General features: G+C 49.8%; 14 protein-coding genes. 3 read left to right on the forward strand and 11 right to left on the reverse strand.

Features of this window, described 5'->3' with window-relative positions:
* Positions 1–108 precede the first annotated feature (108 nt).
* From EUU25_RS12105 to EUU25_RS12115, 3 genes are all read right to left on the reverse strand, one after another.
* Positions 109–738, reverse strand: coding sequence for a hypothetical protein (locus tag EUU25_RS12105; protein ID WP_158901312.1), 630 nt, complete (start codon positions 736–738; stop codon positions 109–111).
* Positions 739–1,003: 265 nt separating this feature from the next.
* A complete protein-coding gene (locus EUU25_RS12110; RefSeq protein ID WP_158901314.1) occupies positions 1,004–1,483 on the reverse strand; it encodes a hypothetical protein in 480 nt (159 codons plus the stop codon).
* 129 nt (positions 1,484–1,612) lie between these two features.
* A complete protein-coding gene (locus EUU25_RS12115; protein WP_158901316.1) occupies positions 1,613–1,909 on the reverse strand; it encodes a hypothetical protein in 297 nt (98 codons plus the stop codon).
* Between the two features lie 114 nt (positions 1,910–2,023).
* Here EUU25_RS12115 and EUU25_RS12120 point away from each other — a divergent pair, with 114 nt between their 5' ends.
* On the forward strand, positions 2,024–2,386 hold the full coding sequence (locus EUU25_RS12120) for a hypothetical protein (protein WP_158901318.1): 363 nt from the start codon (positions 2,024–2,026) through the stop codon (positions 2,384–2,386).
* A gap of 151 nt (positions 2,387–2,537) precedes the next feature.
* Complete coding sequence (locus EUU25_RS12125; protein WP_158901320.1) at positions 2,538–3,809, forward strand: hypothetical protein; 1,272 nt, start codon at positions 2,538–2,540, stop codon at positions 3,807–3,809.
* Positions 3,810–4,004: 195 nt separating this feature from the next.
* On the opposite strand, the gene EUU25_RS12130 is transcribed toward EUU25_RS12125, so the two are convergent.
* The 6 genes from EUU25_RS12130 to EUU25_RS12155 form a co-directional block, all read right to left on the reverse strand.
* Entirely contained in the window at positions 4,005–4,991 is a 987-nt protein-coding gene (locus tag EUU25_RS12130) for an acyl-CoA desaturase (protein WP_158901322.1), read from the reverse strand.
* Entirely contained in the window at positions 4,984–5,304 is a 321-nt protein-coding gene (locus EUU25_RS12135) for a metalloregulator ArsR/SmtB family transcription factor (protein WP_158901324.1), read from the reverse strand. The genes EUU25_RS12130 and EUU25_RS12135 overlap by 8 nt, the downstream gene beginning before the upstream one ends.
* 127 nt (positions 5,305–5,431) lie before the next feature.
* Positions 5,432–5,800: a DUF6980 family protein gene (locus tag EUU25_RS12140; RefSeq protein ID WP_425505182.1), complete on the reverse strand. Its 369-nt coding sequence runs from the start codon at positions 5,798–5,800 to the stop codon at positions 5,432–5,434.
* Positions 5,801–5,973: 173 nt separating this feature from the next.
* Positions 5,974–6,390 (reverse strand): DUF4279 domain-containing protein, encoded by a 417-nt coding sequence (locus EUU25_RS12145; RefSeq protein ID WP_158901328.1) that lies wholly within the window; start codon positions 6,388–6,390, stop codon positions 5,974–5,976.
* Between the two features lie 57 nt (positions 6,391–6,447).
* Positions 6,448–6,618 carry a hypothetical protein gene (locus tag EUU25_RS12150; protein WP_158901330.1) on the reverse strand — a complete coding sequence of 57 codons (171 nt, stop codon included), beginning with the start codon at positions 6,616–6,618 and terminating at the stop codon, positions 6,448–6,450.
* Positions 6,619–6,794: 176 nt separating this feature from the next.
* Complete coding sequence (locus EUU25_RS12155) at positions 6,795–7,190, reverse strand: hypothetical protein (RefSeq protein ID WP_158901332.1); 396 nt, start codon at positions 7,188–7,190, stop codon at positions 6,795–6,797.
* Positions 7,191–8,131: 941 nt separating this feature from the next.
* Between EUU25_RS12155 and EUU25_RS12160 the strand changes: the two genes are divergently transcribed.
* Positions 8,132–8,656, forward strand: coding sequence for a hypothetical protein (locus tag EUU25_RS12160; RefSeq protein WP_158901334.1), 525 nt, complete (start codon positions 8,132–8,134; stop codon positions 8,654–8,656).
* Positions 8,657–9,075: 419 nt separating this feature from the next.
* On the opposite strand, the gene EUU25_RS12165 is transcribed toward EUU25_RS12160, so the two are convergent.
* Both EUU25_RS12165 and EUU25_RS12170 read right to left on the reverse strand, forming a co-directional pair.
* Positions 9,076–10,446, reverse strand: a complete 1,371-nt coding sequence (locus EUU25_RS12165; protein WP_158901335.1) for an amidase — start codon at positions 10,444–10,446, stop codon at positions 9,076–9,078.
* A 7-nt stretch (positions 10,447–10,453) separates the two neighbouring features.
* Entirely contained in the window at positions 10,454–11,725 is a 1,272-nt protein-coding gene (locus tag EUU25_RS12170; RefSeq protein WP_158901337.1) for a lipopolysaccharide biosynthesis protein, read from the reverse strand.
* Between the last annotated feature and the right edge of the window lie 56 nt (positions 11,726–11,781).

An 11,781-nucleotide genomic window follows, 5' to 3' on the forward strand; every position in this document is an offset into this window, starting at 1 on the left:
TTATTAGCTCAAACACGTCAATGTCCGCTTCCCACAACTAACTTGCCACAGCGGTCGAGCAGCAAATGACAACATTGCGCACGTTCAACTGAACACCGCATCCCGGCATTAGTTGTCTACAGCTCCCAATTTCGCTTTGGTCAGCCGATACATTGGTTCAGCAATCATCCCGCGAATAATTGATAGACTAAACTCCAGAGTAATGCCCGCTTGAGTGCACGCACCTATAATAGGGAGTAGCGCTTTGGTCGCCACCATTTCGCCTTTTGTGGCAACACCGCTTTCGAGCAAGGCATATGATAAAGCTGGCGCTTTACGCACCGTACATTCTCCTATGTCCATTGTCACAGCATAAGCGGCTTCCCGGCTACTGGGTTGATCGGCTTGAGCCGCGTAGGTTATTGCGGCCACCTCTTCGAAAGAGTCTTGCTTCGGGGCAGCGGCATAGTCTTTTTTGAGTAAGGCTTCGAAGATCGCGCCGCGAATGACTGTTGGTCTGAACCGCATTTCGGCTCCATCTTCATATTTGGTTCCAACCGTCGATTTATCGATGCACTTTGTCTTTAACACGTCGAGCCAGCGCTCGCCCTCCCGTCTATCTCCCAAGGGCTGGTCGAGAAGCGGACGAACACGGTAGCCATTTTTTTGAACCATGCAGGCAGCATATCGGTCAACTGCGACCCGTGCATCATCCGCACCTTCGCCAGATAACAATAGCAAGAATGCGAGCGCCGTCATTCCTGTACATCCGTCCGATTGCATTCCAAATGTTCAGACATATTCGGGCCTTTCACAGAAAACCTGATCGATATACGCGGATTTGGCAACATGGAATGGCGATGGGCCGGCCATTTTCTCTCTTAGAGGAATCCAAGGCAGCTAATTAGGCATCTCTACTAAAAGCAGACGGGCGCCAAACGACAACATTGCGGACATAGGCGAAAACCTGCCACCGGAAAATAAAGTCGCCTCGATAACCTAATGAGCAGATCAGCGCCAAGCGTCATTTGGTGCTCGGTTTACTGCCTGCAGCGCGGCAAACGATGTTTTTCTTTGTTGAATTGAACAAAACCCAATCGAAATTCTTTGCGCGACGAGCCCAATTTTCGTCGAACTTTGATGTCAAGATCATAATGGAGCTGCCCGCATCTTCCGCTTGTTTTTGGGCAGACAAAAAGTCCCCGAAGGTAACATCTTCTTGGAGGCGATATTCAAAAACGCAGCGATTGTCATTTTCTAGCGGCCGTTTGCCAACTTCACTTGATATGCTGGGTAGAGTTTGACCGTTCAACGTCCAACGCTTGCCGTCCCAAACTGGTAATTTACTCTCATCCTCTAAGTGAAGTCCACCGTCCTTAAAAAATGACTCACCACATGAAAGGCAGACGCTATACTCAGGTTCCTCAGGGGATGGGCGATTAACAATCCACGCTGCGTCGAATATCACTACCAAAACAACAATAGCTATCAGAGTGCGCCTCATGCATGGATGTTGTATTAAGTGGTGTTAAACAGCAAGGGTAAGATGCGACGCGCCAATGTCCGCTAACCACAACATTCCGGTCATACAGCTACAGGTTCAAGCCCTTGCTAGCTGCCGTTGGTTCACCGGCTAATCGACAATTTCTGTTCGGCCGCCAATAGATGCAAGCAAGTCACCGGCACTCATGGACCAGGCGCGCGCCAGAGCATCGATCTCAGCGCGGGAAACTGCATCGCCCCGAGTGATTGCGGCGAACCGCGGGACGGGTATGCCAGTGAGCGCGGAAAGGCGGACATAGGGAGTGCCGTTCTGCATTAGCCAAGCATCAAGCCAGTGCGTTCCTGTGGCGATCGACTGAGCAATATGCCCGTCGATATCCCAGCGCTCTAACGTTTTTGGTATTTGCTTTTCGCCCTTGCGCCTCATGTCTCATCTCCGATTCTAATTTGTGTTACTAGAACATAGATAGAACAAGCGATGAGTGCTATCGGCGTGAAATTTATTGTCGCAATCCTGGCCCGTTAGGTTACACTTCCGCAAATGGCCGAGTTCATCGTTCTGCTATTATTGTATGCGGCGCCTCCCGTATCCGCGCAAACGGACACCTACGGTGCAGTCAACGACAAGCCATCCCCAGTGAAATTTGATATTCTGGTCAAGCAACCCGAGCCAGAGTGCTCAGAACAAACGGCTGATGAAATCTTAGTTTGTGGCGAGAAGACCGATCAGGAACGCTATCGCTTGAGGCGGACGGACAAAGACAATTTGTACGAAGAGGAGCCAACTAAGGCCGAGTTCTCCATCAGCGGAAATACGAAAATTGCAGCGGAGAATGAGGCGGCTCAAATCGGGCCTGGGGTTCAAAGCAACCGCTTAATGGCACGGATCAAGTTCAAATTCTGAGAGCGTGGACAAACTTCGGATAAACTTAATATAAGAACCGTCACGTGCTTATCTAAGAGCACCGTAAGGGATAACTCAATCAACGCGGCGTCCCGATATCAGCCTCAGGATTTAATCGGATGTTAAAAAGCGTGTCGGCATATCTGTCGTCATGCTCTTTCCCATTTCCCTTATCGGCATGCTGGTATCAACATTATTTATTTGGCTCCTTGCTAATATTCCGCTGCTGAACTTATACCTGATCTTCGTGCTGTTGCCGGCATGGCCGGTCATAACGATCAATGGGGGTATGATCGCGGTGGCTGTCGAAGTTTTGGCTAGAAAACTTTCGATTGCGTGGTTGGCTGTGCCGCTTTTCTATTTCGGGGGATATGCGAGTTTGGCCTGGGCTGATCAGCAGAACTTAGTCTCTTTGCGCACTCAGATCGCGGAGGCCAATGCGCGGGTGCGTGTGCCGTTTAATCCAGCGCAGCAACAGTTAGTTTTCGAAGGGTTTTCTGAACATTCGCTCATTCAAAACTATGGGCTGCCCGTTGCATTTGAAAAGAGGGGAGAAGTTTCAGGGGAGTATCGATCAACACGAATGATCGAGCGCGAAGTTTGCGAACAGATTCGCGGCCGCTCTTTTCGTGCTGCGGGGATCTGGACGTCCGGAATTTCCGAACCAAGTGATAAAATTAGCGGTAGGATTTACGTCAAGAATTTCTGCATGGTATCGATGCCGGACTCGCCCAGCCTTCCTGTAGTGAAGTTGTCGGTGAAGGAACGCCGCGACACTTATAGTTCGCTGAGAGTGACCTATCGAGATACAAAAATCACTACGCCCGACGATCAGGTCTATCAAATTCGCGGAGGACACGCGTCGGCACTGGGTTGGATACCGCTTCCGTTCATTGCATACGATCCAATGTCCTCACCGCCCAAGTTTAAGCCCACCTTTGCCTTCAAGCCTTCAACTTTTCTTCCTCTCAACAATGAAGCCGGACGCTATACCAGCGGTACGGCGGCGCTAGCCAACGCACTAGGTCTCAAAAAGATAGCACCCGAAAAGCGAAAATCCTCGCCCAGCAAAGCCATCATGGCAAAAATCATTGCCAGCCAACGTGCGATTGTTGCTGACGAGACAGCTAAGCTGGATCGTGTGCTCGTCGACGTTCAGTCTGAGATTGGGAGCCTGCCGTTCAACAGTTTACGCGGTCGACAGGATATCATCCTGCCCCGCATCGCGGCGATTGTAGCTGCAGTGGAGCGAGGAGTATCGGAAAGTAAAAATGGCCGGAATAACGCGCAGCAAATGTTCCGCTTGCTTGAACAAGCTCAGCCAGACGCAGTGATGCCTTATCTGAACAGAATTAAGGCGCTGGAGGCCAAGGATAAATGGTTCAAGTTTGAGTCCAAACCGGTGACTAACGAAGTGATATAGGCGTCAAAATTCACGAATACTGCGTTGCAATAAAATCCTGCAATTCTGAGGATACTCATCCCAGCGGCACCAAAATAACCTCGCGAATGTCTGCTCTCTTTGCTTTCTCTAAGAAAGTTGCACGTCCGCTTTCCAGAACAAATTCGCCCAAGCGGCCTGTCTGGACACGACAACATTGCGGACGTTGAGACTTCACTAAACGCGATAACGTTGCGATACCGCTTCTTGATCTGGTGCAGCGATGCTCAGTGCTCGTTCCGTCAGTGGTGTGATTGAGGGCCGAGCAGGCAAGTTCGAAGGCAACATTATGTTTTTGGCCAGACCGCACCATGCAAGTAGCCGAATGAAATCGTAGCCCCAGTCGATCTGTCCGGGATATAAGCCGTGACGCGCTGAAGCTGGAAAGGCGTGATGATTACAGTGCCAACTCTCACCCATGGTAGGTATGGCAAGCCAACTTATGTTGTAACCTTGAACAGCGGCGTCTTCAACAAACCAGTCCTGCCCACCTGGCCGGTGCGCCACATGCGCGATATACCAATGCATCGTGAAACATGTCGCTACGCGTACGACTACTCCCCAGACAACCCATGGCCAGCCGCCAATCCAATACAGCAGCAGTGCGATCGGAATTTGGTGGAGCATCCATGTCCGCTGTAGAAAAAGATAAAATGCGTCGTCGCTGATACCTGACCCTGCATCGAACTTCGGTGGCTTCTCAAAAATGAGGCGAAAGTTGAGATAGTAGTAGCCGTCAATCAACGCTGGTTTAGCGTGGCGCAGGAACCAGTGACAGTTTTCTTGCCTCTGTGCCCAATCTCGAATGTCGTGAAGGCCGACAGTCCAAAGAGGGCCTCCCATGCCGACCAAAACACCAATATATACCATCACCCGTTCGAGCCACTTTGGACAGTCAAATGTATGGTGAATTAAGCGACGGTGAAAGCCCACTGAATGACCCACGCAAAGTGTGAAACCTGACAGGGCAAGAAAAGCAACAAACGCACCCCATGTGAAATAGAGAGGACCGAGGATTAATGCCGCGACCAAAAATCCCATATTCCAAATCGAACGGGGCCAATCCCAGACAAGCCGTCCCTTGCCCGCATCGGCGTCTGCAAGCCCCGACAAGGAATTGACTTTAAATGCTCCGCTTGCGGCTTCGCCCTGAACGTCAGACATCACTCAAGTCCTCAGTGTTTGGAACAAGCTTTCTCTCAGCCGCTATTGCCCGCGCTTCGGGACAAAATGGCGTGAGAAAAGAATAGAGGTTATTGGCGAGGTTATTGGCAGCGATCGAATAGATGACTTCCTGCCCACGCTTCTGCCGTTGCAGTAGTCCAGCATCAAATAGAACTGAGATGTGCTTCGAGATCGAGGGCAATGTCATGTCGAACTTTGATGCCACTTCACCGACAGTCATTGGACCCCCGGCGAGATGGTTTAATATGCGCCGCCTTGGTGTGGACGCCAATGCTTTGAACGCTTTATCCATCGATATTTTCCTAATTAGGAAAATACGAAAGTCAATCTACGTCTGCTTCCCACAACATTCCGGTCACACCGATTGTAAAATGAAATCGTGCAAAGCGGACGTTCTGGACGGGTAATCGCCCCGGCAATCAAGCATCGTCATTTGCAGCGTCTGTAAAATCCGTGAGATCTATAAAGCGACCTTCAATCGCACCTCGAAAATGTGGCGGCGCTTGTCTAAGCGGCTCACCGCGCCAATGACCTGATTGATAAGCCTCAGGTATCGGGTCGACGTGGGGATCAATTCCCGCAGCTTCAAGTTCGTCGTACCAGCGATCCATTTGAGACGGCGGCAGACGTTCTCCACACCAAGGGCAGTAGTAAAGCTGCTGCCTAGCAGCACCGGCAGGCAGCCAGTACACATCAAATCGTGCGTCATATTTTATCGTATCCCAGTCATTCTGTGGATGACTGTCCATATGGCCGCAGCTGCTTCTAATTTTTCCCATGTGGGCCATTTAGCTTAGGGTTACATTGATGGAAAGCGTCCGCTTCCCACAACATTCCGGTCATTCAGGCAACAAGTTCGTGCCTTCGTTAGCTGCCGTTAGTTCATGGGCTGAACGAAGGGCAGCTTTCGGACATTATGCGTTGAAAGCGGACCGTCAGGACACGACAACATTGCGGACATTCATTCATCGGAGTGGCTGTATATGTTCAGCCCTAGTTCTAGGCCTCTCGCTGAAATCGCGCTGAGCGTCTCTGAACTGATCTCAACACCCATATTGGAGGTGCCGAGGAAAAAACCGACAAAGAGGTTTCCAACATAACGCTCTGAAAGATAGCGCCATGCGTCGAGGTCTGGTGTTAATTGCTTGAACAATCGGATTAGCTGTTCATCGAACTCCTCGCCGGGCTCGGCTGGATCGACTCTCAAATGCCAATGACCTGTTTTGGCAACCCGCTCCCGACCGCCCGTGGACTGCAAGGGTGCGCCCTTGGTAGCGGCGTTAGTCGGAATTGCGCCGAGCAGACTGGTTAGCTCTTCCGGATCAAGGTCGTCCCCGCGAAACCGAAGAGTGATTGCAGTTTGATGTATGTTTTCCATCCACGGAGCTTGCCAGAGCGAAGTTTCGCATTCCACAACATTTCGGACATCGCTTAATCAATCTATCGGCAAGATCGAAATCTCCACTTTAATCTCGCTATCGGCATACATGAGGCTACCGTCCTCGAATTCGATAAGTACTTCTTGTTCACGATGGCGGACGATTTGCTTGACCACTTTCCCACGCAAAAGTGAGGTAGCACGTGCGCTTTCTTCATCCAATGTCATGTTTTTTCTCTGACACAGACAACGTCAGCTTTCCACAACTTTCCTGCCGTTCGTTTCGCTAATTAGGCTTCACGTAACCTGCCGTTCGTTCATCGCCCAATCTCTGCTTACCAACGACCGCTTTTGTGGTAGGGATCGGGGGGGGCTAATGTCTGAAATGTTGTGGGAAGCAGACTTTAAGAGTAGCGGTTAAGGCTCTGACGAAAAGTGACTGGGATTGAACCGCAAGAGCTTTTAAATTCGATTAGCTCGGCAGGCTTGTAAGCGTGGTGCACAACCAACGTGCTCCCTTCCCACTGTAGATTAATTGGCTGATCGTGACGCGTCTCCATAATCTTGCATGCAAGCGCCTGCCAACGCGGATATTTCTTATTCCATACCAATATCCGAGTTCCAGCGGTCAAGGGCACGCCGCTAACCAAAACTTCTGCATGGTGTCCTTCTAATGAAGAACTTCGCGCTGATACAACGTCTGGGAATGCCAACTTGAAACCGATCCAGAACACGCAGACAAGAGCAGGAAACGCGGCAGCAACTTTGACCGGCATCGGTAATTTGGTTGCATCGTTCATATCTTGGCCTCATAAATTCGAAGCGGGCCTGTGTGGTCTGGATCGGTATGTTGTGGGAAGCAGCCACTTCAGTTAGTGTGGCTTACCGCAGGAGCCCAAACATGCACAAAAGAAAATTGCTTCGAGTGCTCGCGATCCTACTGGCCGCATCGTTCATATATTCAGCTTATATGGAGTATACGACTGGCAAGGTAGTTTATTTTATTCTGGCCGGGTTCTCACTGATTTTGTCTACGCTGGTCGGCGTTCTCCTGAACCGAAATACAGCTAAATAGACTTTCGGCTGATTGTTTAAAAAACGTCCCTTCTTTCGGGTTCGACAACAGTGACGTTGTAACGCCGATCCAATGTTCGTAATTTTGTCGTGTCCTGACAGTCCGGTTTTATCTGATATCGTCCAGAAGCTAACTTCGTTCAGCCTGTGAGCCAACGGCACGTAAAAGTGTTCGAGCATTGATGCAATCAACCAACTCTTAAACAAACTACCTTGCTCATGTTCTATTTTTGTTCTGAATAAGGTCGATGAGAGGAATCAGTCGCAGCGCCCCATATGGATGGCTTCCAGGGAAAGAACACTATCGACCTGTTCGGTCGCTATTTGATTGTGCGCTCTACAAAATCAATCTGAAGGCTGTCTGCTGGCAATGCAGACACAGTTCTGTAATTGATGCGCCGGGGCACTGGTGGCGCTGCCAACGGCTAGGCCTGGACGACAAGATTAAAGCCTTCCATTCGCGTCTCTACTGCAGTGCCTGTTATGGTCGCGGCAAGCTAAAGGTGCGCGAACCCACTCTTCAGCAAACGAAGGAAAAGGTACAAGGGGTGCTTATGCCCGGGCCGGATGAATACACTTGGAAGCGGATCGTGAACGCTCAACGGGGTTGACGCTGTGGCGGGGGGCGATAACCGTTGCTAGGTACTTCACTTGAGGAGAGTTTAGGGTGACAGCCAGACAAAATGTTTTGATGTGGACACTTACGAGCATCGCGCTTGCAGTCAGTTCGCCGGCAAATGCACAAATTCGGCCATATGAGTTTTTAAGCGACGAGTGGTTAGCAGGTAAAGACACTGACGACGCTATTGCCGCATCTGAACGGCATGGTGAAACAGATACCAAGGAGCGAGCCGACCTGATTGTCGCCGTACATGAATGGTACCAGTGCGCGCAAGGTTACGATGAGGTGACACGCCGTGGAAACAAGGGCGCAATAACTTGGGATAAAACTAATATAGCGGTTCTTTCGTGCGTTGAGCAGCGCTCTAAGGTGAGGCAGCTGGCTAAGGTTTATTCTGCAGTGAATGGGACACCATCAATGGCAGATCAGAAATCGGGTCGATTGAAGTATCTCTCCGTGAGTTGCTTACAAGGCGCCTGTTTGAGCACAATAGGTGGGAAGCAAACCGATAATATGGCTATGCTCCAAATAACCAACCTCCACGTTACCGCTGCTGACTGGCTAACCTGAAAGGCCTGTCTCTTGCTCAGATTATAAGAATGTCATGCCTAATTTTGATCAGAAATTCTACATATTCTAGGCTTGGGCAAACTGTCCCTTGACCTGTTCACAAAATTGTTCACAAGGGGCCTAGGACAATAGAAAAAATGGCAGTTTTCTGCAGTTTTTCGGATCTAATGGTGATAGACACGAGTCCCGTAGGGGTCACCAAGGCGGTCTGCGGTTTCCGGCGGATTTCCAGCATCTCCTCTCACGCAACCGATTTCTATCCAGCGGGCATTTAAATTCATCGCCCCTGGATTAATCTTAGTCATGCCCCGCGACTGACTTTCAAAGTTTATAGTAGTCAAAAAGTGGGTATCTTGGCCTTATTTTCGTTTTAAGAGCGAAAAGCCGTGCAATCATTGTAACGAGAAGCGGGATGGCGACTAAGGGGTGAAACTCGGATGTAGCGCCCCCGCCCAAGCCAAAATTTTAGAGTCTGTCAGACTTTGGCCAATCAGCATAGCGCCAATGGGCGGTTCGTCAGGCGATGAGATCGGTAAAGTTATACTGCACCCGTCTGCCAGATTGGCGACCATTGGATTGCGCAGTACCGCCGCGTTTATTTGTGTATACTCTGCATCACCGATACAATCAGCCTTTCGCGGAGGCACAAAGGGGGTAGTGGGTACCAATAATGCATCAAAACCCTTAAGCTCGTAGCCCAGGTCTCTTATGAAGGCTTCACGTGCTGAATAAAGTTCGGCTGTTTCCTGCTCAGTCTGATCGCTACCACGCTGAATACGAACCAAAACTCTTGGGTCATAGTCAGATTTATTTTTCTCTAGAAGAGTTTTGTGCCAGCTGTAGCTTTCCGCTGCGACGATTCCGCCATTGCGGTTTAACGCCGCAACTGAATCAAGCGAGCGGACAACCTTTTTCTCAATCTGAACGCCTTTGGACTCCAGCCAATATGCGAAACGTTGAAATATCAGCTCAACATCACGATCTATGCCATCAAAGAAATAGTTTTCGGGAATCAGCAGTTTTTTTGGCATCCGCAACTGCACATTGGGCAGCGGTTCATTTGCCATCAGCGCCGTTAAAATTGTCACGCATCTCACGGTACGACCGATGGCCCCTACTGAATCGAGCTTTGGCGATAGCGGTATCATTCCGTCCATAGGAATTCTGCGCGCAGTGGGTTTAAAACCAACCAATCGATTAAAGCTTGCAGGAATGCGGCATGACCCTCCGGTATCCGTACCAATTCCCGCGATTCCAGCGCCCAGAGCAGTTGCAATCGCGGCGCCAGATGAAGAACCACCCGGAACACGACCGTCAGAAGGATTCCAGACGCAGTCAGGGTCCGCGAAGTGACAATTAAGGCCCAAACCTGAATAGGCGAATTCGGTCATGTGGGTTCGGCCTAGGATAACAAATCCAGCGTCCGTTAGCCGTTGAATGGCAGTCGCATGCCTTGACGCAGGGACCGGTGGCAGAATTTTTGAACCTGCGTTCGTGATTTGCCCATCAACATCGAATAGATCTTTTACAGAAATGGGTATTCCCGCGAACATTGGGACAGGTCGCCCCACGCGCCTTTGTTCATCCCATCTAGCGGCCTGCGCGAGAGCCACTTCATTATTTATGGTAATGAAAGCCTTTCGGCAATTATCGGCCTCGTCTATCGCAGACAGACTGGCCTCCACTAAAGACCTCCCCGTTACGACACCGTTGCGCAAATATGCAGCCAATTCGGCTATACCGACTTTGGAAGCAGGGTTCTTCCAGTTCAGCATATCGGATTCCTTCATGCCTTCGTCAATGCTGACCTGACAATGACGCGATAGTATACGCGCAGCCAATCATCACTATCGCAGCGATTGCAGTGCCTTCCCAAGCAATAGGCACTTTCCACTTCCGCCATGCACTGACTGCGCCCACAGCAGATTTGGTGGCCATCAATGCAAAAAAGCCGACATAGCTACCGATTGAACCTAACTGTGTCACGGCCACAAACCACAGCGCCAACCCTGCAACGCCGGAAACGAGAGTAATCTTCAGGAGATGACTACCTTCACCATGATAGTAAAAGAAATTCTGTGCATAATACCAAGGTATGACAAATGCATACGCTAACAGTAAAAAAAGTGTTTCATATATCATGTTGTGATAGTTCTGGAGATTGAACGGCCCCAGATACGTTAAGAATGAAACTCCAGCGATTATCAAGCATCCCATAAAACCGATAGACGCGCCTTGAACTATATAAAAAATGCGGCTCGATGCATGTAATTTCGACAAATTTCCTTTTTGAAGTTCAACATAAATTCGAGGACTCCAAATCTGATTTAGAGATGTGGCTATCAAATGCATCAACGATGAAAGCGTATACGCGAAAACAAAGCGTGCAACTTCCACATGTGAAAAACTGGCCTCAACCAAAAACAGGCTCCCATATCCCGAAAGCCAGTCGAATATTGCAATAACCAAGAATGGGTGCAATTTCCATAAACCACCTCCCAGATCGGCCGGCTTTTCCCACCCACGAATGCCGCCACGCCAGAACCTCAAAATGAGCAGATAACCGGAAAGCATCCCGGTAGACATTATGAGAAAAATGGACTGCGCTTGGAAAGCTAGAAAGGCCGCAATGGCAGCCGCAACTATTCCACAAATCGGCGGTATGTTGCTCGTTACTAGCGTGGTCGTGTGGTCTTCCTCCAGACGAGACAACTGTGCTTGAATGGTGACCAATGCACTAATTCCGCCGAAGAGAAGCGCGAGCAAAACCGCACTTGGAGAAATTTGACCTATCACTGTAAAAATGACGCCTCCTGCAACAATTGTCGCGGACGCAATCACTATAAATAAAAACTTCACTTGACGAAAAACTGCCAGCCTTTGATTCGACTCCTTATTCGACTTCATTGCGCCGACGGCTGTCTCGACAATACCGGCCATCGCAAAAGTCGCAATGCCTGCCTGCAAAGCATACATCAGACCAAACATCGCATATTCCGACGCAGGTAACAAATTTGCTAGCGTTAGAAAGAGTAAGAAACCCAAACCCTTTTGTACCGCTGCCCCCATAGCATAGCCCATTGCATAAGACGCGAGTTTCGCACTTTGGACTTTACCAATAATAA

The organism is Sphingorhabdus lacus (genome assembly GCF_009768975.1).
GTDB classification, from domain to species: domain Bacteria; phylum Pseudomonadota; class Alphaproteobacteria; order Sphingomonadales; family Sphingomonadaceae; genus Sphingorhabdus_B; species Sphingorhabdus_B lacus.

Coding starts and splice junctions, on each gene's coding strand:
- EUU25_RS12105 (WP_158901312.1), bottom strand. CDS start 738: ATGACGGCGCTCGCATTCTTGCTATTGTTATCTGGCGAAGGTGCGGAT.
- EUU25_RS12110 (WP_158901314.1), bottom strand. CDS start 1,483: ATGAGGCGCACTCTGATAGCTATTGTTGTTTTGGTAGTGATATTCGAC.
- EUU25_RS12115 (WP_158901316.1), bottom strand. CDS start 1,909: ATGAGGCGCAAGGGCGAAAAGCAAATACCAAAAACGTTAGAGCGCTGG.
- EUU25_RS12120 (WP_158901318.1), top strand. CDS start 2,024: ATGGCCGAGTTCATCGTTCTGCTATTATTGTATGCGGCGCCTCCCGTA.
- EUU25_RS12125 (WP_158901320.1), top strand. CDS start 2,538: ATGCTCTTTCCCATTTCCCTTATCGGCATGCTGGTATCAACATTATTT.
- EUU25_RS12130 (WP_158901322.1), bottom strand. CDS start 4,991: ATGTCTGACGTTCAGGGCGAAGCCGCAAGCGGAGCATTTAAAGTCAAT.
- EUU25_RS12135 (WP_158901324.1), bottom strand. CDS start 5,304: ATGGATAAAGCGTTCAAAGCATTGGCGTCCACACCAAGGCGGCGCATA.
- EUU25_RS12140 (WP_425505182.1), bottom strand. CDS start 5,800: ATGGCCCACATGGGAAAAATTAGAAGCAGCTGCGGCCATATGGACAGT.
- EUU25_RS12145 (WP_158901328.1), bottom strand. CDS start 6,390: ATGGAAAACATACATCAAACTGCAATCACTCTTCGGTTTCGCGGGGAC.
- EUU25_RS12150 (WP_158901330.1), bottom strand. CDS start 6,618: ATGACATTGGATGAAGAAAGCGCACGTGCTACCTCACTTTTGCGTGGG.
- EUU25_RS12155 (WP_158901332.1), bottom strand. CDS start 7,190: ATGAACGATGCAACCAAATTACCGATGCCGGTCAAAGTTGCTGCCGCG.
- EUU25_RS12165 (WP_158901335.1), bottom strand. CDS start 10,446: ATGAAGGAATCCGATATGCTGAACTGGAAGAACCCTGCTTCCAAAGTC.
- EUU25_RS12170 (WP_158901337.1), bottom strand. CDS start 11,725: ATGGGGGCAGCGGTACAAAAGGGTTTGGGTTTCTTACTCTTTCTAACG.